This window comes from Streptomyces sp. NPDC046557, from assembly GCF_040645975.1.
Classification (GTDB): Bacteria; Actinomycetota; Actinomycetes; order Streptomycetales; family Streptomycetaceae; genus Streptomyces.
Genome location: NZ_JBEYZH010000004.1, coordinates 335,101 through 360,553 on the forward strand (window position 1 = coordinate 335,101; position 25,453 = coordinate 360,553).

22 protein-coding genes are annotated in these 25,453 nt (G+C 72.8%); 8 read left to right on the forward strand and 14 right to left on the reverse strand.

What is annotated here, in order from left to right:
• The gene (locus tag ABZ934_RS12720) at positions 1-834 is read right to left on the reverse strand and encodes a class II glutamine amidotransferase (protein WP_361312047.1); all 834 of its coding nucleotides are present in this window, start codon (positions 832-834) and stop codon (positions 1-3) included.
• Positions 835-982: 148 nt separating this feature from the next.
• A complete protein-coding gene (locus ABZ934_RS12725; RefSeq protein WP_361312049.1) occupies positions 983-1,402 on the reverse strand; it encodes an arsenate reductase ArsC in 420 nt (139 codons plus the stop codon).
• Positions 1,403-1,464: 62 nt separating this feature from the next.
• On the opposite strand from ABZ934_RS12725, the gene ABZ934_RS12730 reads away from it, so the two are divergent.
• Positions 1,465-1,779 (forward strand): metalloregulator ArsR/SmtB family transcription factor, encoded by a 315-nt coding sequence (locus ABZ934_RS12730; RefSeq protein WP_361312050.1) that lies wholly within the window; start codon positions 1,465-1,467, stop codon positions 1,777-1,779.
• A gap of 202 nt (positions 1,780-1,981) precedes the next feature.
• Here the strand turns inward: ABZ934_RS12730 and ABZ934_RS12735 are convergent, their stop codons facing one another.
• Complete coding sequence (locus ABZ934_RS12735; protein ID WP_361312051.1) at positions 1,982-2,353, reverse strand: metalloregulator ArsR/SmtB family transcription factor; 372 nt, start codon at positions 2,351-2,353, stop codon at positions 1,982-1,984.
• 149 nt (positions 2,354-2,502) lie between these two features.
• Here ABZ934_RS12735 and ABZ934_RS12740 point away from each other — a divergent pair, with 149 nt between their 5' ends.
• Positions 2,503-3,867: an NAD(P)-binding domain-containing protein gene (locus tag ABZ934_RS12740; protein WP_361312052.1), complete on the forward strand. Its 1,365-nt coding sequence runs from the start codon at positions 2,503-2,505 to the stop codon at positions 3,865-3,867.
• Here ABZ934_RS12740 and ABZ934_RS12745 read toward each other — a convergent pair.
• The 4 genes from ABZ934_RS12745 to ABZ934_RS12760 are packed head-to-tail and all read right to left on the reverse strand — an operon-like array spanning position 3,768 to position 8,642.
• On the reverse strand, positions 3,768-4,886 hold the full coding sequence (locus tag ABZ934_RS12745) for a GNAT family N-acetyltransferase (protein ID WP_361312054.1): 1,119 nt from the start codon (positions 4,884-4,886) through the stop codon (positions 3,768-3,770). The genes ABZ934_RS12740 and ABZ934_RS12745 overlap by 100 nt on opposite strands.
• On the reverse strand, positions 4,883-6,136 hold the full coding sequence (locus ABZ934_RS12750) for an MFS transporter (protein ID WP_361312056.1): 1,254 nt from the start codon (positions 6,134-6,136) through the stop codon (positions 4,883-4,885). The genes ABZ934_RS12745 and ABZ934_RS12750 overlap by 4 nt, the downstream gene beginning before the upstream one ends.
• On the reverse strand, positions 6,133-7,374 hold the full coding sequence (locus ABZ934_RS12755; RefSeq protein ID WP_361312058.1) for an ATP-grasp domain-containing protein: 1,242 nt from the start codon (positions 7,372-7,374) through the stop codon (positions 6,133-6,135). Before ABZ934_RS12755 ends, ABZ934_RS12750 begins: the two co-directional genes overlap by 4 nt.
• 14 nt (positions 7,375-7,388) lie before the next feature.
• Positions 7,389-8,642 (reverse strand): ATP-grasp domain-containing protein, encoded by a 1,254-nt coding sequence (locus ABZ934_RS12760; RefSeq protein ID WP_361312059.1) that lies wholly within the window; start codon positions 8,640-8,642, stop codon positions 7,389-7,391.
• A 216-nt stretch (positions 8,643-8,858) separates the two neighbouring features.
• Between ABZ934_RS12760 and ABZ934_RS12765 the strand changes: the two genes are divergently transcribed.
• Both ABZ934_RS12765 and ABZ934_RS12770 read left to right on the forward strand, forming a co-directional pair.
• Positions 8,859-10,298 (forward strand): radical SAM protein, encoded by a 1,440-nt coding sequence (locus ABZ934_RS12765; protein ID WP_361312060.1) that lies wholly within the window; start codon positions 8,859-8,861, stop codon positions 10,296-10,298.
• The gene (locus tag ABZ934_RS12770; protein ID WP_361312061.1) at positions 10,295-11,347 is read left to right on the forward strand and encodes a DUF1152 domain-containing protein; all 1,053 of its coding nucleotides are present in this window, start codon (positions 10,295-10,297) and stop codon (positions 11,345-11,347) included. The genes ABZ934_RS12765 and ABZ934_RS12770 overlap by 4 nt, the downstream gene beginning before the upstream one ends.
• A gap of 61 nt (positions 11,348-11,408) precedes the next feature.
• Here the strand turns inward: ABZ934_RS12770 and ABZ934_RS12775 are convergent, their stop codons facing one another.
• From ABZ934_RS12775 to ABZ934_RS12785, 3 genes are all read right to left on the reverse strand, one after another.
• On the reverse strand, positions 11,409-12,599 hold the full coding sequence (locus tag ABZ934_RS12775) for an acyl-CoA dehydrogenase family protein (RefSeq protein ID WP_361312062.1): 1,191 nt from the start codon (positions 12,597-12,599) through the stop codon (positions 11,409-11,411).
• Between the two features lie 355 nt (positions 12,600-12,954).
• Positions 12,955-13,791: a class II fructose-bisphosphate aldolase gene (locus ABZ934_RS12780; RefSeq protein WP_361312063.1), complete on the reverse strand. Its 837-nt coding sequence runs from the start codon at positions 13,789-13,791 to the stop codon at positions 12,955-12,957.
• Positions 13,788-14,690, reverse strand: a complete 903-nt coding sequence (locus tag ABZ934_RS12785) for a sugar isomerase (protein WP_361312065.1) — start codon at positions 14,688-14,690, stop codon at positions 13,788-13,790. Before ABZ934_RS12785 ends, ABZ934_RS12780 begins: the two co-directional genes overlap by 4 nt.
• Positions 14,691-14,839: 149 nt before the next feature.
• Here ABZ934_RS12785 and ABZ934_RS12790 point away from each other — a divergent pair, with 149 nt between their 5' ends.
• Positions 14,840-15,628, forward strand: a complete 789-nt coding sequence (locus ABZ934_RS12790; RefSeq protein WP_361312067.1) for a DeoR/GlpR family DNA-binding transcription regulator — start codon at positions 14,840-14,842, stop codon at positions 15,626-15,628.
• Positions 15,629-15,656: 28 nt separating this feature from the next.
• On the opposite strand, the gene ABZ934_RS12795 is transcribed toward ABZ934_RS12790, so the two are convergent.
• The 3 genes from ABZ934_RS12795 to tdh form a co-directional block, all read right to left on the reverse strand.
• The gene (locus ABZ934_RS12795) at positions 15,657-16,571 is read right to left on the reverse strand and encodes a LysR substrate-binding domain-containing protein (RefSeq protein WP_361312068.1); all 915 of its coding nucleotides are present in this window, start codon (positions 16,569-16,571) and stop codon (positions 15,657-15,659) included.
• Positions 16,572-17,078: 507 nt separating this feature from the next.
• Positions 17,079-18,281, reverse strand: a complete 1,203-nt coding sequence (locus ABZ934_RS12800) for a glycine C-acetyltransferase (RefSeq protein ID WP_361312070.1) — start codon at positions 18,279-18,281, stop codon at positions 17,079-17,081.
• Positions 18,282-18,442: 161 nt separating this feature from the next.
• Positions 18,443-19,471 carry an L-threonine 3-dehydrogenase gene (gene tdh, locus ABZ934_RS12805; protein ID WP_361312071.1) on the reverse strand — a complete coding sequence of 343 codons (1,029 nt, stop codon included), beginning with the start codon at positions 19,469-19,471 and terminating at the stop codon, positions 18,443-18,445.
• A 216-nt stretch (positions 19,472-19,687) separates the two neighbouring features.
• Here tdh and ABZ934_RS12810 point away from each other — a divergent pair, with 216 nt between their 5' ends.
• Positions 19,688-20,596, forward strand: coding sequence for an alpha/beta hydrolase (locus ABZ934_RS12810; RefSeq protein WP_361312073.1), 909 nt, complete (start codon positions 19,688-19,690; stop codon positions 20,594-20,596).
• A 119-nt stretch (positions 20,597-20,715) separates the two neighbouring features.
• On the opposite strand, the gene ABZ934_RS12815 is transcribed toward ABZ934_RS12810, so the two are convergent.
• Entirely contained in the window at positions 20,716-21,423 is a 708-nt protein-coding gene (locus ABZ934_RS12815; RefSeq protein ID WP_361312075.1) for a class I SAM-dependent methyltransferase, read from the reverse strand.
• Between the two features lie 215 nt (positions 21,424-21,638).
• On the opposite strand from ABZ934_RS12815, the gene ABZ934_RS12820 reads away from it, so the two are divergent.
• Positions 21,639-23,690, forward strand: coding sequence for a GAF domain-containing SpoIIE family protein phosphatase (locus tag ABZ934_RS12820; RefSeq protein WP_361312197.1), 2,052 nt, complete (start codon positions 21,639-21,641; stop codon positions 23,688-23,690).
• Between the two features lie 298 nt (positions 23,691-23,988).
• Positions 23,989-25,425, forward strand: a complete 1,437-nt coding sequence (locus ABZ934_RS12825; protein WP_361312076.1) for an APC family permease — start codon at positions 23,989-23,991, stop codon at positions 25,423-25,425.
• Positions 25,426-25,453 lie beyond the last annotated feature (28 nt).

The window sequence follows — 25,453 nt, forward strand, 5'->3', positions numbered from 1 at the left end:
CTAAGCCGGCTCGGGGGTGAAGCGGTACAGCTCGTCGGCCCCGGGCTGGACGACCCCGTAACTGCCCTCCGGGACCTCGTTCCAGGCGCCGGGCAGATCGGAGAGGGGTTCGGAGACGATGAGGCGGGTCTCCTCGGACACGGACTGCAGGAAGGCAGCGTCGGGATGCAGTTTGCGCAGCGCGTCCACCCGGCTGCTGTAGTACAGCGATCGTGAGGCTCCCCGGCTGGAGTACCGGAAGGCCCATACGCGCTCCCCGTCAGTCACGGCGACCGTCATCTGCATCGGGAACTCCACACCGTGCTCCCGGCCGCTGTGTTCCACGACCCCCACCATCCGGGCCACGGCGCCGGCTGGGTCCCGGTCCAGGCCGAGGGTGATCGCGAGGTAGAACATCACCTCGGAATCGGTGGTTCCCTCGATGTCGGAGAACAGGGCCGGGTCCACGAGGAGGCAGAGGTCCCGGCGCAGCAAGTGGAAGTCCGCGATGGCGCCGTTGTGCATCCACATCCAGCGACCGTGCCGGAACGGGTGGCAGTTGGACTGCTGAACCGCGGTACCGGTCGACGCGCGGATGTGGGCGAAGAACAGCGGCGAGCGGACGTGATCCGCGATCTCCCGCAGGGTGCGGTTGTTCCAGGCGGGACCGGTGTCCCGGAGCACGGCCGGAGTGGCGTCCTCGCCCGTGTACCAGCCGACGCCGAACCCGTCACCGTTCGTCGTCTCCACACCCATGCGCGCGTGCAGACTCTGGTCGATCAGCGAGTGTGCGGGCTTGTACAGCAGGGAGTCGAGCAACAGCGGCGTTCCCGAGTACGCGAGCCATCTGCACATGGGCGATCACCTGTGTCCCTCCCTACACCGCCGTGGGAGGCAGCGGGGAGACGGGAGTCCGTGGGTCGGCCGGGGGCGCGCCCTCCCGGCAGATCCATTCTCCCGTCCCCCCGCGGTGATCGCCACGCAGGCGGGGGGACGGCCGCGCTCAGCCTTGCCTCGGGGCGTCGATCTCGGCGATCAGGCCCTCGATGAGGCCCTTGATCTCGTCGCGGATGGGGCGGACGGCCTCCACGCCCTGCCCGGCCGGGTCCTCCAGCCGCCAGTCGAGGTACGTCTTGCCGGGGAAGTGCGGGCAGGCGTCGCCGCAGCCCATGGTGATGATGTAGTCGGACGCCTGCGCGGCCTCGGGGGTGAGGACCTTCGGCTTCTGGTCGGAGATGTCGATGCCCAGCTCGGCCATCGCGGCGACGGCGGACGGGTTGATCCGCTCGCCGGGCAGGGAGCCGGCGGAGCGGACCTCGACCCGGTCCCCTGCGAGGTGACGCAGGAAGCCGGCCGCCATCTGGGAACGGCCCGCGTTGTGGACGCAGACGAACAGCACGGACGCGAGCGGGGTGGAGGGCATCGATTCTTCCTTCATCGGGCCCGGACTGTTGTCGGCCCTGGCCGGTGTGAAAATATCAGTCAATGATGACGTCAGTCGACACTGACCTGCTCCGGGTGCTGGCCGACCCGCTCAGGCTCCGGATCGTGACCCTGCTGGCCGGGGAAACGCTCTGCACCACGCATCTGGTCGAGGAGACCGGCGCGCGCCAGACGAACCTCTCCAACCACCTGAGGGTGCTGCGGGAGGCCGGTGTCGTGGAGACGGAGCCGTGTGGACGGTTCACCTACTACCGGCTGCGCCCCGATGTCATCGAGGCGCTCGCCGGTCGGTTCGCCGACCTCGCGTCCACCGCGCGCCTGACCGCCGAAGCGAACGTCAGGCGGTCCTGCCCGTAAGCCCCTCAGTACCCGTGGGTGCTTGCCCCGCTGCCCCCGTAGTGGAGTCGTTCCCCGCCGCCGAGGTGCCGCGGCGCGCCCCCGACCGGCTGCGCTTCGCGCCCGTCGCGGTCGCCTCGTACATCGGCGCCGCCCTACTGGTTCACCTCTTCCGCGCGGCCGATCGTCACCGCCGGGTTGGCGAAGGAGGTGCGCAGGCGGGTCAGGCCGTCCGGGGCGCGCCCGTCAGCAGTGCGCCCATGGCCGCGAGTACGGAGGGCTCGACCCGGTAGTACACCCAGGTCCCGCGCCGCTCGGAGGTCAGCAGACCGGCTTCCTTCAGCTTCTTCAGGTGGTGGGAGACGGTCGGCTGGGAGACGCCGACGTCGGAGATGTCGCACACGCAGGCCTCGCCGCCCTCATGGGAGGCGACGGAGGAGAACAGACGCAGGCGGACGGGGTCGCCCAGGGCCTTGAACATCTTCGCCGCGACCTCCGCCTCGTCCGCGGACATGGGGCGCTCGGTCAGCGGCGGGCAGCACGGCGCGACCGCCTGATCGGCCTCCAAGAGCGGCAGAACCTTCGAATTTGACATACATCTATGTTGACATACGTCGAAGCAGGGACGCAGGGCGGCGAGCCGGGTTTCCTATTTCGATGATTGTCTATGTTGACGCTCATCGAAGCAGCTGCCATGCTGATCCTGCAAGCCATCGACACATGTCGAAACAAGAGGAGCCCGTCGTGAACGTGCCTGCCACCACCGACCTCCCCGTCATCGTCATCGGGGCCGGTCCCGTCGGCCTCGCGGCCGCCGCCCACCTGGTCGACCGGGGCATCGAACCGCTGGTCCTGGAAGCCGGTCCGGCGGCGGGCGCCGCCGTCCGCGAGTGGTCGCACGTACGCCTCTTCTCGACCTGGGGCGAGGTCGTCGACCCGGCCGCCGAGAAGCTCCTCGCACCCACCGGCTGGGCCAAGCCCGACCCGAACACCTACCCCTCCGGCGGAGATTGGGCCGAGCTCTACCTCCAGCCCCTGGCCGGCGTCCTGGGCGAACGGGTCCGCTACGACGCGACCGTCACCGGCGTCTCCCGGACCGGCCGCGACCGCATCGTCGACGCCGACCGCGACACCCAGCCCTTCGTCATCCACTACACCGCCGCCGACGGCGCCGAGGCCCGCGTCTTCGCCCGCGCCGTCATCGACGCCTCCGGCACCTGGTCCACCCCCGGCCCGGCCGGCGGCAGCGGGCTCGCCGCCCTCGGCGAGAAGATCGCCGCCGACCACATCGCCTATCGCGTCCCGGACCTCAAAAACCCGGCCGTCCGCGCCCGGTACGCCGGCAAGCGCACCGCCGTCATCGGCTCCGGCGCCTCCGCCTTCACCGCACTCGCCTACCTCGCCGACCTCGCGCAGCACCAGCAGGGTACGCACGCCCTGTGGATCCTGCGCCGCGGCATCTCCGGCTCCACCTTCGGCGGCGGCGAAGCCGACCAACTCCCCGCCCGCGGCGCCCTCGGCCTCGCGGCGAAGGCCGCCGTCGACGGCGGGTACGCCGACGCGGTCACCGGCTTCCGCACCGAGACCATCGAGCGCGACACCCACGGCCGGCTGATCGTCGTCGGCGAGGACGGCCGCCGCCTCGACCCCGTGGACGAGGTCATCGTCCTCACCGGCTTCCGCCCCGACCTCACCTTCCTGGACGAGCTGCGCCTCGGCCTGGACGAACGCCTCCAGGCCCCCGTCGCCCTCGCCCCGCTGATCGACCCCAACCAGCACTCCTGCGGCACCGTCTACCCCCACGGCGCGGGCGAGCTGTCCCACCCCGAGAAAGACGTCTACCTCGTCGGCATGAAGTCCTACGGCCGCGCCCCCACCTTCCTCGCCATGACCGGCTACGAGCAGGTGCACTCCATCGCCGCCCACCTCGCCGGCGACCACGAAGCCGCCGAACGCGTCGAACTCACCCTCCCCGAGACCGGGGTCTGCGGCGGCGCGGGCCTCTTCGATCAGCCGGAAGCCGCCGAGGAGACCGGAGGTGGTGGCTGCTGCGCCGCCCCGGCCGCCCTCGCCATCGGCTCCCCCGTCACCGTCTCCGGCGGTTGCTGACCGGGGCGGTCGACCAGCGCGTACAGACCGGACACCACGGCGCCCCGCCGCCGCTTCGCCTCGACGGTCGTCATGCCCGCGTGCAGGCACGTCGTGCCATGGGCGTAGGCGTCCTCGATGGGCAGGTAGTACATGAGGTTGAAGTACAGGTGGGGTGCGCGATGGTGCCGGTCGACGGCGACCGCGCGGATCCACGTCGTGGTCCCGTAGTGGTAGTACAGGCAGAACCCGATCATCCGCTGCCCGTCGTGGGCGGTCACCACCCGCGCCTCGCTGCCCATCGCCGCCGCCTGCCTCTTCAACAGCCCGGTCATCGCGTCGATCCCGTCCCGGTCGTGCCCGTGACCCTGCTGATGTCCGGCCAGCAGCACTCCGGCGTCCTCGAAGCAGTCCCCGAGCAGTCGGTGGCGCACGTCGAGCCCGGCGGCGGCGAAGGCGCGGCGTTCGCGGCGTATGCCGACCCGGCGCTGCGAGGGCAGGGAGGCGATGTAGTCGTCGATCCCCGCGCCGGGGAGGGGGATGAGGGCGTCGTCCTCCAGGTGGAGGGGGCGTTCGGGGTAGAGGGGGGCGAGCCGGGTCGCGGCCGGTGCGGTGAGGTAGGGCCACCAGTGCGCGGTGTGGTGCCCGGTGGCGAACTCGCGTGCCGCGTCCCGTAGGAGGACGAGGCAGGCGTCCCGCCGTGCGGCGTCGAGGCCGGGGGCGGTGAGCGGGGTGTTGTGGTAGCCCCGCCGGGCCCCGGCGATCACGCGCGGCGGCGAATGGGTGGGCCGCGGGGGTGGGGGCAGCACGGTGCCGGGCCGGTAGGCGTCGTTCGGTTCGTCCCGCACCAGCGAGAGGGGCGCGGCGGCGAGCAGGCTGCCTTCGCGGTCCCGCACGAGTACGTACGCGCGGGTGGCGGTGGGGTCCTCTTCCTCGCCGACGAGCCACTGGTGGGAGAGGTAGAGGCCGGCCGGTCGGGCGAGCTGTTCCCACTCGGCGGCGGGGACGGCGTGAATGGATTCGACGACGCTCGTGATCAACGGGGTTTCCTCCGGCGGTGGCGGTTGGGGGTTTTCAGGGCGGGCGCGGCGCACATGGCGATCAGGCAGGCGGCCGCTTCGACGCCCCACGGCAGGAGCGGCCCGGCCTCCAGCAACCGGGTGAACAGGGCCGGTGCGGCGACCATGCCGATGGCCCAGGACAACTGGTAGAGGCCCTGGGTGAAGCCCCCGGCGGCCTCGGGGGTGAGGCTCACGGACAGTTCGCCGAGCGCCGGACCGAGGAGGATCTCCGCCACGCTGAACAGTGCGATCGCCACCACGAGGGCCGTCCAGGCGGTGAAGGCGAGGGAGGGCACCGCGGGCAGGGCGAACGCCCCCATCGCCCCGGCCATGACCAGGTATCCGGCCGTCACGGCGCGGCGGGCCGCCTTGGGCGCGACGTACGCGGTGACGACCGTCGAGCACCCTGAGACGATGACGGTGTTGATGACGAACAGCGCGCTCGCCGCCGAAGCGGGAAGCCCCAGCCCGTGGCTGGTGTAAAGGGCGACGAGCACGGCGAGGATGGCCTGGGCGAGGACGTAGGGGATGTTCACGGCCACGAGCAGCAGGTAGCGGCGCGCGTTGTCCAACCGGCTCACCAGCGCGCTCGGCGGCGCCTCCTGCGGCAACGGTGGGACCGTGGTGAGGGCGGCGAAGCAGGCGGCGGCCAACAGGTAGGTGGCGGCGTCGACCGCGATCATCCACCACAGCGCGCCCTTGCCGAACACCGTCAGGGCCCCCGCCGCGGCGGCGGCCCCCGCGGCGAGGCCGATGTTGCGCAGGGAACCGGTGAACGCGAACCAGGACCGGCGTTCGGCGGGTGCGGTGACGTGGGTGATCAGGATGCGCTGGGCGGTGAAGTACATGTTGATCCCGGCCTGCACCAGCACGTACACGGCGGCGACGTGCCACAGCGCGCCCGCGAACAGGAACAGGGTGAATCCGGCGGCGGACAGGACGTTCGCCCACACCACGACAGGTCGGGGGCCCACACGGTCCATGAGGCGTCCGGCGAGGAAGGTGACGGGCAGCGCGACGGCCTGCCCCACCGTCATCGCCAAGCCCACCTGCGCCGGCGCCAGGCCCCGTACGTCGGTGAAGTAGAGCAGCCCCAACGGCAGGAGCATGCCGTTGCCGACGGAGTCGATCAGGTTGCCGGTGATGAACAGGCCGTGCCCCCGCAGCGCGGGCACCCCGAGGCGGTTCGCGGCACCGGGGCGGCGGCGCGTGTCCGTGGCCGCGCTCACGCGGTCAGCAGCGAACTGATCTTGCGCATGACACCGGCCGAGGGGAAGCCGGTCCTCTCGTGCAGTTCCGTCAAGGCCTTCACGGTGTTGGCCTCCGCGCCTTCCCCGAGGGTGATCACGACGATGTCGCCGTGGGAGACGCCGTCGATGACCAGCTCGTGCGCGGTGGCCACCGTGACGTGTTCCCGGAGGCCGGCCACCACCGCCGGCGGGATGCGACCCCCGGCGAGGAACTCGATCGCCCACCCGACCCGCGGCGCGATGCCGCCGGCGACGGGAAGGCCGCGGGCCATGCGGGCGAGGGAGGTGAAGGTGTTGGTGTCCGACGCGGCGCAGGACAGGGTGGTGGCGCCGCCGATGCGCGGGTTGATCTCCAGGATCACGAACCGACCGCCGGTGTGGACCATGTCGACGTTGACCGACCCGCTGACCCCCAGCTTCCCGCACAGGGCGACCAGGGCGCCGGCCACGTCGACGAACGCGGCGTCGGCGTCCGTTCGGGGCCCGCACCAGCGCAGGTCGGCGAAGGTGAACACCGGCTCCGCGCCGGCGCGTCCGGTCCAGCACAACGGCAGGACGCGGTAGCAGCCGGGCCGTCCCACGATGTCCACGCTGCACAGGTCGCCTTCGACGACCTGCTCCACCACCGCCGAGACCTCCGGCGGGGAGGCGAGGTAGGCGTCCAGGTCGGCGGGTGAGCGCAGCGGGCGGATGCCCATACTGGTCGAGTCCCATACGGGCTTCGACAGCAGCGGGTAGCCGATCTGCCCGGCCCGCACGCGCAGTGCGTCCGGGTAACCGGGCACCGGCAGGCCCCGCCCCGCCGACAGGTCGGAGTCGACACGGAACCCGTCGGGCACCTCCAACCCCGCCTGCCGACAGAGCTGCTTGGTCTCCCACTTGTCCACCAGCAGCATCGTCGCCGCGAGCGGCGTCATGAGCGTCGGGACGCCCGCGGCGTCGAGGAACGTCTTGGCCGCCGCGTCCCGCAGGGCGTTCTCGCACGGCAGTGAGATCGACACCGCCGCGTCCGCCCCCCACGCGACGACCGCGTCGGCGAGCTCCCGCGGCGTCACACCCCGGTCGAGCCGCTGCCGATGGCCGGGGAAGTCCTCGTCATCGGCGGCGCCGCCGGTGTGGAACAGTCCGGCCTCGATCCCGTCGGCCGCGAGCCCGCGTATGGCCTGCTGGATGTAGGGGTCTGCGCGCCGGATCCCGACCGACCGCAGGAACGCCATCTTCCGCACCTGTTTCAGCCCACTTCCACTCGGGACCGGGCAATCACCCGGTCCGCCAGCTCACGTGCTTCCCGCACCGTGTGCGCACGGGCCACCACGTGCCCGATCCGGCAGGCGGAGTCCGCCGGCTCCGGCACCGTGTCCCCCGGCCGAAGATGCCACTCACTGTGCGTGCCGGGTTCCTCCGGGATGAACACCTGTCGCAGCACCCCGCCGTGCTCGGGCAGCAGGAACCGGATCGTCGCCGCTTCCGTCAGGGACGGGACGGTTTCGGGGACCCGGCCGAGCACGGCCTGTAAGTAGGCCACGGCCTCGTTCACGCCCGTCGCGGCCTCGACGATTTCGCACAGGTTGTCCCCCGGCAGCCGGGCGCCGGTCTCGATCACGTACGGCGTCCGCGTGCCCGGGGGGATCTTCACCTCGGTGTGCGCGATGCCGTTGCGCACACCGACGGCGAGGGCCGCCCGCGCCGCGATGTGCTGCACCGCCCTGGCGAGCGCCACCGGCAGACCGGAGGGGCAGGTGTGTCCTGTCTCGATGCGGTAGCGGCCGTCGGTGGTGTCCTTCCTGACGACCGGCAGGGGGTAGGCCACCCCGTCCGCGACCACCGTCTCGCACGAGTACTCCTCCCCGGGGATGTACTCCTGCACCAGGGCCCGCGCGTCGAGTTCGAGCCCGTGCGGCCGGGCGTGCGTGTACTGCCGGGCCGCGCGGACCGCGGCGGCGAGCCGGTCCGGGCCGTCCACCACCGTTACGCCCCACGAGCCGCCCTGCTCCGCGGGCTTCACCACCAGCGGCCACCCCAAGTCGCCGGACCGCGCGACGTGCCGCGCCTCGGCCACCTCGTTCACGACCCGCCCGCGGGGGGCGGGAATCCCGGCCGCGGCGAACACCTCTCCCATCAGGATCTTGTTCCTGGCCGCCCGCGCGAGCAGCGGGTCGTTGCCCGGCAGGCCCACTCGTCGGGCGAGCAGCGCGGCGAGCGGGGTGAAGAGCTCGAAGCAGGCGGCGATCCCCGCGATGGCGTGCCGCCGGCAGAAGGCTTCCATGTCCCCCAGGGCCCTCGGGGCATCCGCGAGGTCCGTCGCGCAGACCCCCGCGAGCGCGGAGCGCAGCCAGTCCGGGTAGCCGTCGTGGATGTCCTTGTGAGTGGCCGCGTACAGGCGCAACCCCAGCCGGTCAGCGGCCTCGACGAGGAAACGTCCCGCGTTCCCCATCGGCTCGATGACCAGCACTCCCGGCCCGTGCGGGCCCGCACCGATTGTCATTCGCCCAGCAAAGCCGGGGGGCGAGGGTAGCCGCTATGGGCCTGACAGACGAAAACAACTCGCCCTACCGCATGCGCTTTTGGAGCAAGCACCAGTCAACTGACCAGTAACCCCGCCACATTTGGTGCGCCCACCCCATGGAGACGCACAAGCGTCCCGTGATCGGATCGTCACGCCAGGTACTTCTCACCCGCAACCGAACGGGGACCGAGCACCGTGACCAGCCCGCACCAGCAGCTCGCCGACCACATCGAGCAGGGCGTCATCCCGCCCTACCAGTACTCCTACCCGCCCCGCTCCACCTACCGCCCTCTGCCGGAGGGCAAGTGGAGCATCCCCGATGTGTGGGCCACGGACCGCGCCAACCACCAGGTCCCCGAGCTCAACCTGTACCTGCACGTCCCCTTCTGCGACCGCAAATGCGGGTTCTGCAACCTCTACACCGTCATCAGCACCGACGAGGACGTCTTCGACGCCTACACCGACGCCTTGTGTACGCAAATCCGCGATCATGCGGAGATCATCCAAGCCCGGCGCCTGCGCACCGTCTACATAGGCGGCGGCACCCCCGCCCTGCTCAAGCCCCGCCACTTCGAGCAGATCTTCACCACCATCGGCGACATCTATCCCAACTGGCGCTCCACCGTCGAGGAGGTCGCGGTGGAGGCCACCCCGTCCTCCATCGCCGACGCCCCCGACGAGTTCCAGGCCCTCATCGGGATGGGTCTCACCCGCGCCAACGTCGGCATCCAGTCCCTCGTCCCCCGCGAGATCCGCGAAGCCGGCCGCGGCGGCGAGGACGAGGGCGTCATCCGCCGCGCCATCCACACCGCCCACGAACTCGGCCTGCCGGACCTGTCCACCGACCTGATCATGGGATTCGCCGGGCAGACCTCCGAAACCTGGCGCCACAGCGTCAACGAACTGGCCAAGCTCCAACCCACCACCATCAGCACCTACTTCCTGACCGTGCGGCCGGACGCCTGGTTCTCCAAGACCGGCGCCTACCAGTACATGTGGCAGCCCGAGCTGTACGACCGCTACGACTACGCCCGCCGCGTCTTCCTGGAACACGGCTACGTCCAGGAAGGCTCCGTCCGCTACAAGAAGCCCGGCCGCGGCGGCTACGCCCAGAAGGTCCTCACCTTCCACGGCGTTCCCCTGCTGGGTCTCGGCGTCGGCGCCCGCTCCTACACCAGCGTGCTCGACTACATGACGGGCAGCGTGAAGCCCTCGACCGCCGAGGTCGCCGACTACATCAAGAAGGCCAAGAACCACGAGATCGTCCCCGTCACCGGCATCGAACTGACCGGTGAGGAGCTCGTCCGCAAGCGCCTCGTCCTCGACACTTTCGACCTCGACCTCACGGAACTCGACCGCTTCGGATACCAGAAGCACGCCGCCGAGTTCGAGGCCGTCCTCGACGCGGCCGAGTCCAACGGGCTCCTCCACCGCATCGGCCGCCGCGTCCAACTCACCCCCAAGGGCTTCAAATACCGCGACGTCCTCTCCTGGATGTTCTACTCCGAGCCCGTCAAGCGCCTCGACCGCGAGTACTACGAGAACCTCCACGCGGCGAACAAGCGCGCCCGACGCAACATGGGGGCGACTCCCGTACGCATCACCGGCATCGACCTGCGCGACGGAGCCGCATGACCGACCTGTACGTCGCCGCGGGCGGCGGAGGCGACCCCATAGGTGCGCTCATCGCCGCCCGCACGATCACCGTGGACCCGGCGCCGCCGCTGATCGCCACCTACGCGTGGGAGCGGCCCGAAGTCGACCCGACCTCGACACCGCTGGGGGAAGGGGACTTCACCGGGCTCGCCCGCGGTGCCGGCGGCGCCGCGGCGTTCACCTCCGCCACGCGGCCCCGCCTCCCGGCCGGATCCACCCTGCCCGAACTGGCCCGGGACCTGCCCGCCCGACTGTTGCTGCTCGACCCCGCCCGCGGGCTCTCCCGCCTGTCACGACAGGTCGCCTCCATCGCCGAAGCCGCGGGCGGCCGGATCCGGATCGTCGACATCGGCGGCGACATCCTCACGCACGGCGACGAGCCCACCCTGCGCAGCCCGTTCGGCGACGCCCTTACCCTCGCCGCCTGCCACCTCACCGGCATCCCCACCACCGTCTACGTCGCGGGCCCCGGCCTCGACGGGGAGATCGGCGAGCAGCACCTCCTCGAACGCCTCGCGGGGTGCAACCCCCTCACCCCCGGCCGGGACGCCGCCTCGGCAGCCGCCCCCGCACTGGCCTGGCACCCCTCCGAGGCATCCGCGCTGTGGGCCGCCGCCATCCACGGTGCCCGTGGCACCGTCCGCACCGTCAACGACGCCATCGCCCTCACGGAGGCCTCCGCACGGCTGTACCACCTGCCGCTCGCGGAGGCCATCGGCCACAACCCGGTCGCACAGGCCCTGCTCGACGAGCGCCCGGCAACCCTGGGCGCGGCAGCCGACCTGTCCCACCGGCTCACCGGCATCCACGGGCTGGAGCCCGAACGGAGCTCGCCGCACGCCCCGCCCACCGGCAGGGCCGGCTTCCCCCACCGGGACGAGGCGATGAAGACCTTGCGCGAAGCCGCCGACGGAGCCGACCACGTCACCCTCCGTTACGCGGCCCGCGCCCTCGGCCTCCCCTGGACCCGCATCCCGGCCCTCCGCGCCACCCTCGCTCCGAACACCCCCCTCCTCCGCCTCGGCTGACCGCCCCGCCACCGGTCCCGGCACACCCTCCCGTGTGCCGGGACCGGTGGGTACCGGTTCTTCAACGGCGGACACGGGGCATGCCGAGGCCGATCCAGGAGATGATCTCGCGCTGGATCTCGTTGTTGCCGCCGCCGAAGGTGAAGATCACGGCGCTGCGGTAGCCGCGTTCGAGTTCGCCGTGCAGGACCGCGCCCGCGGAGCCGTCCTTGAGGGAGCCGGCCGCGCCGACCACCTCCATCAGCCAGGCGTAGGCGTCGCGGCGCGCCTCCGAGCCGTAGACCTTGACGGCGGAGGCGTCCTGGGGCGTGAGGGTGCCGGATTGGACGGCGTTCACCATCTGCCAGTTGAGGAGCTTCATCGCGTCGAGGCGGGCATGGGTGCGGGCGAGTCGGCCGCGTACCCAGGAGAGGTCGATGACCCGTCGGCCGTCGGCGAGTTCGGTCTCCGCCGCCCAGCGTTGGACGTCGTGCAGGGCCCGGATGGCCATCGTGCCGTGGGCGGCGAGGGTGACGCGCTCGTGGTTGAGCTGGTTGGTGATCAGGCGCCAGCCGTGGTTCTCCCGGCCGACGCGTCGGCCGGCGGGGACCCGGATGTTCTCGTAGTAGCTCGCGGTGGTGTCGTGCGAGGCGAGCGTGTTGATCAGGGTGCACGAGTAGCCGGGGTCGGAGGTCGGCACGAGGAGCATGCTGATCCCCTTGTGCGCGGGGGCGTGGGGGTCGGTGCGGACCGCGAGCCAGACCCAGTCGGCGGTGTCGCCGTTGGTGGTCCAGATCTTCTGGCCGTTGACCAGGTAGGTGCCGGTCTCCTCGTCGCCCTCCCGCACCGCCTTGCACTTGAGCGCGGCGAGGTCGGTGCCGGCGTCGGGCTCGCTGTAACCGATGGCGAAGTCGATCTCGCCGGAGAGGATTCGGGGCAGGAAGTACGCCTTCTGCTCGTCCGTGCCGAACTGCATGAGGGTCGGGCCGACAGTGTTCAGCGCCATCAGCGGGAGCGGTACGACGGCCTGCGCGGCCTCGTCGAAGAAGATGAACTGGTCCATGGGCGACATCCCGCGGCCGCCGTACTCCTCGGGCCAGCCGACCCCGAGCCAGCCGTCGGCCCCGAGCCGGCGGATGGTCTCGCGGTAGAAGCGCTTCTGCGCGGCGGGGTCCTGGTAGCGGGCGTAGACGTCCTGCGGGACCAGCTCGGCGAAGTAGGCGCGCAGTTCGCCGCGCAACCGCTCCTGCTCAGGCGTGTATTCGAGGTGCACGGCCCCTCCGGGTCTCTCGCGGTCCGTTCTTCGGCGGTCGGTTCGTCGGCGGGGGCAGAGTAGAACCTGTTACAAGAATCCGGAAGGGCGACGACGAACCAGGCTCTCGGCATGGACACGCGAAACGCGGCCCTCGCCGCGGTCGGCGACGTCGTCGTCGAATGCCACGGGTGAAGGACTACTACCGGCAGACGCCGGTCCGGCTCAGGCTGAGGCGGCGGCCGCAGGACGGGGCGCTGCTGTTCGAGGCGGGTACGGCCGCCCCCGCCCTGACCGCGGCGGTCGGCGACCGGTGCGGCGCGACCGGTCGCAGCGGCGGCCGGTCGCAGCGGCGGCCGGGCCCGGGTGGCTCGGTTCAGTCGAGGGCGGCGATCATGGCCGCGGCCGTGGCCGCCATGGCGGTGCGGGCGGCCGTGAGGTAGGGGCGGGGGTCGGCCTGGGTGAGGTGGGCGCGGATCGCCCCGGTCATGGCCACGTTCAACGCGGTGCCGATGTTGACCTTGCGGATGCCCCCCGCGACGGCCGCCGCGAGTTCGGCGTCCGGGAGCCCCGAGGAGCCGTGGAGGACGAGCGGCACCTCCACCGCCTTCGCCAGGCGGGCCAGGAGCCCGTGGTCCAGCGACGCCGTCCGGCTGGTCATGGCATGACTGCTGCCGATGGCGACGGCCAACGCGTCCACCCCCGAGTCGGCCACGAACCGCCTCGCCTCGTCCGGATCGGTACGCGCGCCCGGCGCGTGCGGATCCAACGGGGCGGCGCCGTCCTTGCCGCCGACCTCGCCGAGCTCCGCCTCGATCCACAGGCCGTTGGCGTGCGCCCAGTCGGCGGCGGAGCGGGTGGCCTCCAGGTTCTCGGCGTACGGCAGGTGCGCGGCGTCGTACATCACCGACCCGAAGCCCGCGTCGACGGCCTGCCTCAGCAACTCGGAGCTCTTGACGTGGTCGAGGTGCAGTCCGACGGACACCCCCGCGGCCTCGGCTGACGCGGAGGCCGCCCGCGCGATGGGCAGCAGCCGGCCGGACCTGAACTTCACCGCGTTCTCGCTGAGTTGCAGGATGACCGGCAGGCCGACCCGCTCCGCGCCTTCGATGACCGCCTCGGCGTGCTCCAGCGTGATGATGTTGAAGGCGGCGACGGCGCGGCCGGCGGCGGCCGCCTCCGCCACGAGCGCGCCCGCCGGCACGAGGCTCATCGGACCGCCTCCTCGCCCGCCGTCAGGATCACGGAGCGGGTCAAGTGTCGCGGCGCGTCCGGGTCGAGTTCGCGGTGGGCGGCGACGGCCAGGGCCAGCCGGTGGACCCGGACCAATTCGGCGAGCGGGTCGAGCCGCCCGGCCACCCACGTGGCGCCGGTCGCCCGGACTTGCTCCGCGAGCCCCTCGGGGGTCTCGCCCAGGGACCAGGTGACGGTTCCGGGCCCGGTGACGCTGATCGGTCCGTGCCGGTATTCCATCGCCGGGTAGGACTCGGCCCAGGAGAGCGACGCCTCGCGCATCTTGAGCGCGGCCTCGTTCGCGAGGCCGACGCTCCAGCCGCGTCCGAGGAAGGTGAACTGTCGGCGGGTTTCCAGCCCTTCGGGCAGCGGTTCGGCGAGCGCGATGCGGGCGTCCGCGACGGCGGCGGGCCCGTGCGCGCCGACGTGCGCGCGCAGCAGGGTCAGGGCCGTGGTGGCGAACCGGGTCTGTACGACGGACCGCTCGTCGGCGAAGTCCAGTACGACGAGTTCGTCCGCGAGGGTCATCACGGGGGTGTCCGGGTCGCCGATGACGGCGGTGGTCGCCACGCCGGCGTCCCGCAGGCCGCCCAGCAGGTCGAGCACCTCGGTGGTGGTCCCGGACCGGGTCAACGCCACGACCCGGTCGTAGCGCCGGTGGCGGGGGAACTCCGAGGCGGGGAAGGCGTCGGTCTCGCCCTGTCCGGCCTCCTCGCGCAAGGCGGCGGCCGCCTGCGCCATGTAGTACGACGTCCCGCATCCGACGATCGCGGTCCGCTCCCCCGGCCGGGGCAGCACCGCCCGCCGCGCCGGGGCCAGTTCGGCGGCCCGCTCCCAGCAGGCGGGTTGCGTGGCCAACTCGTGCGCGACGTGAGTCATACGGGCTCCCTGGAGCAGCGGTGCGACGGATGCGTTTTCTTGCACGGTATCGGGCTGTTTCACGCAACTTCAAGCATGTACTGCTCGAACGTCTGGGTTAATCTCAAGCGGCGGGCCGACGGGCGGGCCGGGAAAGTGGGAGTGGGGTCATGACCCGCAAGGAACGCTGGCAGAGACTGCTGGACCTGCTGGTCGAGCGGGGCGGGCTGGAGGTGGAACCGGCCGCCGAGCTGCTCGGCGTGTCCGCCGCGACCATCCGGCGCGATCTCGACCAGTTGGCCGAGCAGCAGATGCTGGTCCGTACGCGCGGCGGTGCCGTACCGCACGGGGTCTCCTACGAGCTGCCGCTGCGCTACCGCACCTCCCGCCGGGCCGCCGAAAAGGCCAGGATCAGTGAGGCGGTGGCCGCCCTGATCGCCCCCGGCGAGGTGATCGGCCTGACGGGCGGGACGACGACCACCGAAGTCGCCCGGGCCCTCGCCGCCCGTCCGGACCTCGCCACCGGCTCACCCGGCTCGCCCGCCCTGACCGTGGTCACCAACGCACTCAACATCGCGGGCGAGTTGGTGATCCGGCCACAGTTCAAGATCGTCCTGACGGGCGGGGTGGCCCGGCCGCAGTCGTACGAACTGACCGGCCCGCTGGCGCAGCAGGTGTTGGGGCAGCTCAGCATGGACACCGCCGTCGTGGGTGTCGACGCCTTCGACCCGGCGGACGGCGCGGCCACCCGGCACGAGGACGAGGCCGCGATGAACCGCCTGCTGTGCGAACGCGCCCGCCGGGTGGTGATCGCGGCCGACTCCAGCAAGTTGGGGGTGCGCGCGTTCGCCCGCATCTGCGCGACCGACGCCGTGGACGTCCTGGTGACGGACACCGGCCTGCCGGAGGCGGTCGCGGACGCCTTCACGAAGGCGGGGGTCGAGGTGCGCAGAGTCTGAGGCGGCGCCGGGGCTCCGCTGCGGGCACTCAGTGCGCCGGGACGTGTTCCGCCTCGCGGGCCAAGGCGGCCAGGACCGGTGCGATCAGCGGGTGGGTCTCCGAGCCCCGGCGGGTCGCCGCGAAGACGCGTCGGGTGGCGGCCGGGCCGGAGACGGGGCGGACCTGGACCTCCTTCAGGTCCATGCCGCGCAGCGCGGAGCGCGGGACCAGGGCGACGCCGGCGCCCGCGCCCACCAGGGCGGTCACGGCGCGGAAGTCGTCGGAGGAATGCGCGAAGCGGGGCTGGAAACCGGCCAGTTCGCAGGCCAGCAGCGTCACGTCGTGGCAGGGGTTGCCGGGGTACTGGCCCACCCAGTCCGAGTCGGCCAGTTCCGCGAGCGACAACGAGGGGAGCCCGGCCAGGGGGTGCCCCACCGGCAGGACCGCGTCGAAGGGTTCGGCGTACAGCGGGAGGACCGACAGTCGGCCGTCGTCCGCGCCGGGTGCGCCGCGGTACTCCACGGCCAGGGCCAGATCCGCTTCGCCGTCCAGCAGCAGCGGCAGACTCTGGTCGCCCTCCGCGTCGCGGACCCGCAACCGGATGCCCGGGTGGTCCACGGCCAGCCGGACGATGGCCGGGGCCAGGACCTCGGCGATGCCGGTGGCGAAGGCGGCCACCGTGACCTCGCCCGCCGAGCCGCCCGCGTAGGCGGCGAGTTCGGCTTCCGCCCGCTCCAGTTGGGCCAGCACCTCGTGGGCGTGGCCGAGCAGGATCTCCCCGGCGGCGGTGAGGCGCACGCCCCGGCCGCTGCGGGTCAGCAGGGCGTGCCCGGTCTCCTGCTCCAGCGCCGCGAGCTGCTGGGAGACGGCGGAGGGGGTCAGGTAGAGGGCCGCGGCCGCGGCGGTCACCGTACGGTGGTCCGCTACGGCCCGCAGGACGCGCAGCCGGCGGGGGTCGATCACCCCGCCATTGTCGCAGGCCGCGAGCCTCCGGAACCCCGGGAGGCCCGGGGGTGCTGCGGCTCGGGCGCGGGGCGCCTCCCGGGTACGGACCGCGCCGGGCGGACCCGGGCCCATGCGGCCAAGGCCCCGGCGTTGCGGGACGGGCGGCTCAGGCACGGGCGGGCGCGGGTGCTCCGGGGGCAAAGGGTCCCGGGCGCCGGGCCCCCGCCAGGGAGGCTCCCGGGTACGAACCGCGCCAGGCGGCCCCGGCCCGGGAGGCTCACGGCCGGCCGGCGCGGACCGCGCCGGGCAGTCCCGGACCGTCCCGGGCAGTTCGGGGCGGCTCGGCCCCGGGCGGTCCCGGGCGAGCTGATCCGGGCGCCGGGCGGGCCCGCCCGCCGGCCGACTCCGCAGTGCCGCACCGGGCCCGTGCGGCCAAGGCCACGGGCGGCCCGGGCCCCGCCGGCGGCAGGCCCCGGAACTCCGGGCACCGCCGGTCTCAGGCCACGCCGGTCGGCACCGCCGGTCTCAGGCCCCGGCGGTCGCGAGGGCCGCGCGGGCGTCGACGAAGGCGGCCACCGCGCGCTCGACGTCCGCCGTGGAATGGGCGGCCGACAGCTGGACGCGGATGCGGGCCGCGCCCATCGGCACCACCGGGTAGGAGAAGCCGATCACGTACACGCCGCGCTCCAGCAGGAGTTCCGCCATGCGCGCCGCCTCCGCCGCGTCGCCGATCATCACGGGGGCGATGGCGTGGTCCCCGGGCAGGATCTCGAACCCGGCCGCGCCCATCTTCGTACGGAACAGCTCGGTGTTGGCGGCGAGCTGTTCGCGCAGGTCGCCCGCGGACTCCAGCAGGTCCAGGACCTTGAGGGAGGCGGCCGCGATGACCGGGGCGAGGGAGTTGGAGAAGAGGTACGGGCGCGAGCGCTGGCGCAGCAGCTCGACGATCTCGGCGCGGGCGGCGACGTAGCCGCCGGAAGCGCCGCCGAGGGCCTTGCCGAGCGTGCCGGTGATGATGTCGACGCGGTCCATGACCCCGTGCAGTTCCGGGGTGCCGCGCCCGCCGGGGCCGACGAAGCCGACGGCGTGCGAGTCGTCCACCATGACCATGGCGTCGTAGCGCTCGGCGAGGTCGCAGATCTCGGCGAGGGGGGCGACGTAGCCGTCCATCGAGAACACGCCGTCGGTGACGATCAGGCGGCGGCGGGCGTCCTGGGTGTCCTTGAGCCGGCTCTCCAGCTCCCCGAGATCGCGGTTCGCGTAGCGGTAGCGGCGGGCCTTGGACAGGCGGATGCCGTCGATGATGGAGGCGTGGTTGAGGGCGTCGGAGATCACCGCGTCCTCGGCGCCGAGCAGGGTCTCGAAGACGCCGCCGTTGGCGTCGAAGCAGGAGGAGTAGAGGATCGTGTCCTCCTGTCCGAGGAACGCCGAGAGCCGGGCCTCCAGTTCCTTGTGCACCTCCTGGGTGCCACAGATGAAGCGCACGGAGGCCATGCCGTAGCCCCAGCGGTCCAGCGCGTCCTTGGCGGCGGCGACCACCTCGGGGTGGTCGGCGAGCCCGAGGTAGTTGTTGGCGCAGAAGTTCAGGACCTCTCCGGCGGAGCCGCCGGAGGTGACGGCGACAGACGCGCTCTGCGGTGTGCCGATGACGCGCTCGGGCTTGTGCAGGCCGGCGGACCGGATCTCGTCGAGGGTGGTGCGCAGGTCGGCGCGGACGGTCTCGAACATGGGGCGGTGCTCTCTTTCTCCTGGTCGACGGAGGGAGGGGGGCCGGGCCCCGCAGGGGGGGTGGGTGCGGGACCCGGCCGGAGGGGGATGGCACGGGGGGCCGGGCAGGGCCGGGGAGGTCGGGACGGCGGTGGGGCCGTCCCTCGTGCCCCGGGCGGCGGTCAGGCCGTCCAGTCCAGGATGATCTTGCCGCTGCGCGCGGTCGCCGCCTCGTCGAAGGCGGCCTGGAAGTCGGTGTGGGAGTAGCGGCCGGTGATGACGGGGCTGAGGTCCAGCCCGCCCTCCAGCAGCACCGTCATCGCGTACCAGGTCTCGAACATCTCGCGGCCGTAGATGCCCTTGATGGTGATCATCGAGGTGACGACCTTGGCCCAGTCGACGGGGAACTCCTGCGCGGGCAGGCCCAGCATCGCGATCCGGCCGCCGTGCGTCATGTTGTCGATCATGTCGCGCATGGCCTCGGGGCGGCCCGACATCTCCAGGCCGACGTCGAAGCCCTCGCGCAGTCCGAGCTGCGCCTGCGCGTCGGCGATCGTCGCCTCCCGCACGTCCAGCGCGAGCGTGGCACCGGCCTTGCGGGCGATGTCGAGGCGCTCGGGGCTGACGTCGGTGATGACGACGCTGCGCGCGCCGGCGTGCCGGGCCACGGCGGCCGCCATGATGCCGATCGGGCCGGCGCCGGTGATCAGCACGTCCTCGCCGACCAGCGGGAACGACAGCGCGGTGTGCACGGCGTTGCCGAACGGGTCGAAGATGGCCGCCACGTCCAGGTCCACGGCGGTCCGGTGCACCCACACGTTCTGCGCGGGCAGCACCACGTATTCGGCGAACGCGCCGTCCCGCCCGACGCCGAGGCCGACGGTGCTGCGGCACAGGTGCCGGCGCCCGGCGAGGCAGTTGCGGCACTTGCCGCACACCAGGTGGCCCTCGCCGCTGACCAGCGCGCCGACCTCGATGTCCCGGACGTCGGCGCCGAGGGCCGCGACCTCGCCGACGAACTCGTGGCCCAACACCAGCGGCGTCTTGACGGCGCCCTGCGCCCAGCCGTCCCAGGCCCGGATGTGCAGGTCGGTCCCGCAGATACCGGTCCGCAGCACCTTGATCAGCACGTCGCCGGGGCCGTACTCGGGCTCGGGGACGTCCATGAGCCACAGCCCGGGTTCGGCCTTGTGCTTGACGAGTGCCTTCATGCGGTGGCTCCAGGCATGCGAGGGGTGCCGTCGCGGGCGTGCGGGCCCGCGCGGCGTCGAGGGTGACGGGACCAATCTGCCGAGCGGCCCGGTGATCAGTCCATCGAGACTTTCTTAAGCGGGTCGACAGCGCAGCTTCACGCCTATGCTCCTCACGTGACGGGGCAGGGCCGGCCGGGACCGGGCCGGAAGCAGGGGAACGGGGAGGTGGGGGGCGTGCCGAGTCTGCGCAGCAGGGCGCTGTCGGTCGCGCTGATCGCGACGGGGCGGCGAAGACGGTTCGCGAGCGCCGAGGCGGTGCGCGCCAGGGTGGCGCAGACCGCCCGGCGGCCGGCGTCGCATCTGCCGCCCCGCTCGCTGGGCCGGGTCGCGGAGGTCTCGCGGGCCTTCGTCGGGGCGTGGCCGGTGTACGACATCTCGCCGCGCGGGGCAGAGGCGGTGGCGCAGGTGCTCTACGTGCACGGCGGCGCGTACATCAACGAGTTGGTCCGGCCGCACTGGGCGATGATCCGCACCCTGGTCGAGCGGGCCCGGGCCCGCGTCGTCGTACCGGCCTACATCCTGGCGCCGCGCGGGACCGCCGACCGGACCGTCCCGGTCGCCGCCGACCTGCTGAGCGGCCTCATCGAGAGCGGTGGCGCGGGCGGGACGGTCCTGATCGGGGACTCCGCCGGGGCCGGTCTGGCGTTGGCCGCCGCGCAGCGGTTGCGGGACCGCACCGGGGCGCAGCCGTCCCGGATCGTGTTGATCTCGCCGTGGCTGGACGTGACGATGAGCCATCCCGCGCAGCCGCGCATCGAGCGGACGGACCCGTTGCTGGCGCTGCCCGGGCTGGCCGAGGCCGGGCGGCTCTACGCGGGCACCCTGGCCGCCGACGACCCTCGGGTGAGCCCGCTGCACGGGTCCTTCGAGGGACTGGCGCCGTTGACGGTGTTCACGGGGACCCGGGACGTGCTGACCACCGACAGCCGGGAGCTGGTGCGGCGGGCCCGGGAGGGCGGTGTGGAGGTGGAGTTCCACGAGGCGGCGGGGCTGCCGCACGGCTACCCGTTGCTGCCCGTTCCGGAGGGGCGGGTGGCCCGTGACCGGATCGTGGACCTGGTCAGGGCCGCCGCGGAGCTGTGACGGGCGTCGGGGTGTCCCCGCTGTGACGTGCGGGCGGCACGGGCGGCGCCGCGTCGCCGGCCGTACGCCCGGGCGGTACGGCGGCCCGCACGGGCGGCGCCGCGTGACCGGCCGCACGCTCAGGCCAGGCAGGTCATCAGGGAGCTGACAGGCCGGGCCCGGTAGGCCGCCCAGAACGCCTCGTCACGTTCCGCGTCGGGCGGCGGGGTGCGTACGGGCTGCCAGCCGGCCGTGGCGAAGCCCGCCTCGACCGCCGCTTCACAGAAATCGGCGTGGGTCCAGGCGCGGAACTCGAAGTGCGCGTCCGGTCGGTTGACGAACTGGGCCCGGACGAGCGGGGCCTCGTCGTGCGGTTCGCGGTCCAGGACGCGTACGCCGTACGGGGCCCAGTCCGGGCAGGGGAACGCCCCCGGGTTCGGCACGATCGCCAGCAGCCGGCCCCCGAGCCGCAGGTTGGCCCGTACGGATCGGAACAGGGCGTGCAGCCCCTCCCGGTCGGGGGCCCGGTTGAAGAGGTAGACGGCGGTCGCCAGGTCGAAGGGGCCCAGCTGGGGCATTCCGGCGGCGTCGGCGACGACGTACTCGATCCGCGCGTCGGGGTGGGTCTCGCGCGCCCGGCGGATGCGGTCGGGGCAGTCGTCCACGCCCACGGTCCGCCGGGCGCCGCCGCTCGCGAGCAGTCTGGCGGTGTCGCCGTGCCCGCAGGGCAGGTCGAGGGCGTCGAGCCCGCGGACCCCGCCGAGCGCGTCCAGCGCGGTCCGCAGGGTGAGGGCGTCGGCCTCCGAGAAGGCGGGCGGGGGCTTCGACGTGTCGTACTGCTGTCGCATGCCGGAGAGCCTCCCCGGCACGGGCCCGGCGGACAGCCGCCGGCCGCGGACCGTCCCCCGCACGGGGGAGGCGTTCGGGTCAGTCGGTGCGGCGTACGGGCCGGCGCGGCGGTGCGGGTCCGTCGCACCGGGCGCATCCTGGCTGTGTGACGGCGAGACCCGATTCCGGCAGCCCGGCCACCGACGCCTTGGTCCGGGTGCTCGCACGGGCCGCCATGTCCGCCGTGGAAGCCGTCGGCGGTTATGCGGGCGGGGTCTACCTGCGTTCGCGTACGGACGGGCTGCTGCGACTGGCCGCGCTGGACGGGCTCCCGGGCCGACTGTTCCGGCCCTGGTGGCGGATTCACGTGAACCGGCCCTACCCCGTCGCGGAGGCTTACCGCTCGGGGCAGGCGGTGCACCTGCCCGACGCCGAGTCCGCGATGCGGTGCTTCCCCCAGCTGGCGGCCGGGCTGCCCTTCACGTTCGGGTCGCTGTACGAGCCCGTCACCGCCGGGGAGGAGCGGTTCGGGGTCCTGATGGTGCTGCGCCCGGCGACCCCGGGCGTCGCGCTCGGCCCCGCGGATCGGGAACGGATGCGGAACATCGCGGCGCGGCTGGCGGCCGAGTTGGCGGCGCTCACCGCGGGCGGCGAGCCGGTGGTGTGGGACGGCGACCCGTTCTGCCCGGCGCCGACCGTCCCCCGGGTCGGTGCGGAGACGGCCGTGGACCGCCTGGCGCAGGCCGTGCTGTCGATGGACCGGCAGGGCCGGATCCGTTACGCGAACGCCGCCGCCGTGGCCCTGTTCGCCGCCGAGGGGCGGCCACTGCTCGGGGAGGTGTTGTGGGTGGCGCTGCCCTGGCTCGGTCATCCGGCGTACGAGGACCACTTCCGGGCGGTGTTCATGGCCCCCGATCCGGTGTACTTCGTGGCGCGGCAGGGCCACCCTCCGTCCGGGACGTGGCTGTCGGTCGGCCTGCACCCGGGGCCGGACGGGGTGACCGTGACGATGGGCCCCGCCGGATCGGACCCGTACACCTCCCGTCCGGAGGGGGCCGGCTCGGACGGTGAACGGCCCACCGCCCTGTACCGGCCCGTGGCCCTGGCGATCGCGCTGACCGAGGCGGTGACCGCCCGCCAGGTGTCGGCGGTGGTCACCGACGAGCTGCTGCCGGCCTTCGGCGGTCGTCAACTGGCGATCTACCTGCTCGACGAACGCCACCTGCACCTGGCGTGGGAGACGGGGTTCCCCCGGGGTTTCCTGGACCGCTTCGACGGAGTGGGCCTGGACGCGCGGTTGCCCGGCGTGGAGACCCTCACGTCGGGCCGTCCGCTGTTCTTCGAGTCGATGCAGCACCTGGCCGCGGCCTACCCGGGTATCCCCCTGGACACCCACGTCGGGGCCCGCGCTTTCCTGCCGCTGATCGCCTCGGGCCGCCCGGTGGGCTCGTGCATCCTCGGCTTCGACACGCCGCGCGGCTTCAGCGCGGAGGAACGTACGGTCCTCACCGCGCTCGCCGGGCTCATCGCGCAGGCCCTGGAACGGGCCCGGCGCTACGACAGCGAGGCGGCGCTGGCCCGCGGCCTCCAGTCGGCGCTGCTGCCGCACCGGCTGCCCGTGCGCGACCACGTGGTCACGGTGGGCCGGTACCTGCCCGGGACGGTCGGCATGGACGTGGGCGGTGACTGGTACGACGTCACCGAGACGGGACCCGACACGCTGGCCCTGGTCATCGGCGACGTCCAGGGCCACGGGGTGGCGGCCGCGGCCACGATGGGGCAGCTACGCAGCGCGGTACGCGCCTTCGCGCTGGGCGGCAACACCCCGGAACAGGTGGTGAGCGGCACCAACCGGCTGTTGATCGATCTGGACCCCGGCCAGTTCGCCAGTTGCTGCTACGTCGAACTCGACCGGACGACAGGACGGGCCCGGGCCGTCCGCGCCGGCCACCCCCAGCCACTGCTGCGCCATCCCGGCGGCCGGACGGAGGTGCTGAACCTGCGCGGCGGGGTGGTGCTCGGCGTCACCGCGGACGCCTCGTACCCGGTGACGGAGTTCGTGCTGGAGCCGGGCGCGCTGCTCGCCCTCTACACGGACGGGCTGGTGGAGCGGCCGGGCACCGACATCGACGCCGGCGTGGAACGGCTGCGGGCCACACTGGCCGCCGCCCGCCCCGTCCCGCTGACCGAGACGGCCGACCGGTTGGCGGGCGGGGCCGGCGCCACCGGAGACCGGCCGGACGACATCGCCCTGCTGCTGGCGTGGCGCATCGGACCGACCGACTGAGGCCCGCGCCGGTCACGGTAGGGCGCCCGCTCGGCAAAGCGGAGGAAAATTCACGCTGATCTACCTGCGGTTTGCGTACCCCCGCGCGGGCAGTGTTTACGCGCTCTTGACGCCGGAAACGGGTTACCGGCGGTCCGCGGACAAGGGAATCCGCACATGAACAGCTCTTGACCTGCGGATCTCGCGGAGATTGCATGACGGCTCGGGAGCCACCGAAACACCTTGCTCACCACCGCCCCGGAGGCGATACCGCTCCCGCGCTCACTCCCCCGCTTCTGCCGATCGGAACCCCGCACCGATGACTGACACGATCAGCGCCCCTCAGGCCCTCGCCCCAGCGACCGCGCCCGTCCCCCAAAAGCTCAAGCGTTCCATCGGCGTGGTCGGCGGAACGCTGCTCACGCTCTCGTGCGTGACCCCCGCCTCGACGCTTTTCGTGGTCGTTCCCGATCTGTTCGCCGGCCTCGGGACCTGGACCGCCCTCACGATCGCCATCGGCTCACTGCTCTGTATCGGCGTGGCGTTCTGCTACTCGGAGCTGGGAACGCTCATCCCCAGCGCCGGTGGTGAGTACGCGATGGTGTCGACCATGGCGGGCAAGCTCGCGGGCTGGCTGGTTTTCGTGCTCTCGCTGCTGGTCGTGATGATCGTGCCGCCCGTGATCGCCATGGGCACGGCCGACTACCTGGCCCCGGTCGTCCACATACCCGCCCCGGTCGCCGGCGGCGCGGTGATGCTGCTCGCGACCCTCGCCGGTCTGCTCGACCTGCGGGCCAACGCCTGGATCACCGGCATCTTCCTGGTGCTGGAGGTCGTGGCGGCCGCACTGGTCGCCGTACTCGGCTTCGCCCACAGTGAGCGGGGAGTCGACGCGCTGGTGCACGGCTCGGTGGCCGCCGAGGGCGGCGGCACGTCGACCGTGACGGCGATGATGGTGGTCTCCGGCCTCGCGATCGCGCTGTTCGTCACCCAGGGCTTCTCGACGGCCGTCTACCTGTCGGAGGAGCTGGAGAAGCCGCGGCGCAACGTCCCGCGGACCGTGCTCGCCACCCTCGCGATCTCCACCGCCGTGATCCTTGTCCCGGTCATCGCCATCACCGTGGGCGCCCCCGACCTCGACGCGCTGAGCGCCGGGGACCTCGGCGCGATGGTCACCGCCTGGTCGAACTCGGCCGTCGGCACCTTCGTGAGCCTGTGTGTCGCCCTCGCCATCATCAACGCGGGCATCGTCATGGTCATCCAGAACTCCCGGGTGCTGTTCGCCTCCGCCCGCGACAAGGCGTGGCCGGAGCCGGTCAACAACGCGCTGGCCAAGCTCGGCCGCTTCGGCTCGCCGTGGGTGGCGACCCTGCTGGTGGGCCTGCCGGGCGCCGCGATGTGCTTCGTCAACCTGGACACGCTGTACGGGGTCACCGGCGTCTCGGTGACCGGCATGTACCTGCTGGTCGCGGTGGCCGCGCTGTTCTGCCGCCGTGGCGCGCACCGCGAGAAGGCCGCCTGGCGGATGCCGCTGTGGCCGGTCGTGCCGGTGCTGCTGATCGCCGTGTTCGCGTACATCCTCACGCAGCAGGAGACCCGCTACCTGCTGTGGACGGGCGGGATCACCGCCGTGGCCACCCTGTACTGGGGCCTGTACCTGCGGCCGCGCCAGGACAGCCGCTGGCTGGTCAGCATCCCGGAGGACGCCGAGGGCGAGGACGACGCCGAGGCGGAGGCCCTGGTCGCCACCGCGTAGGGTCCGCGGAGCGCGGGGCCCGGGCCGG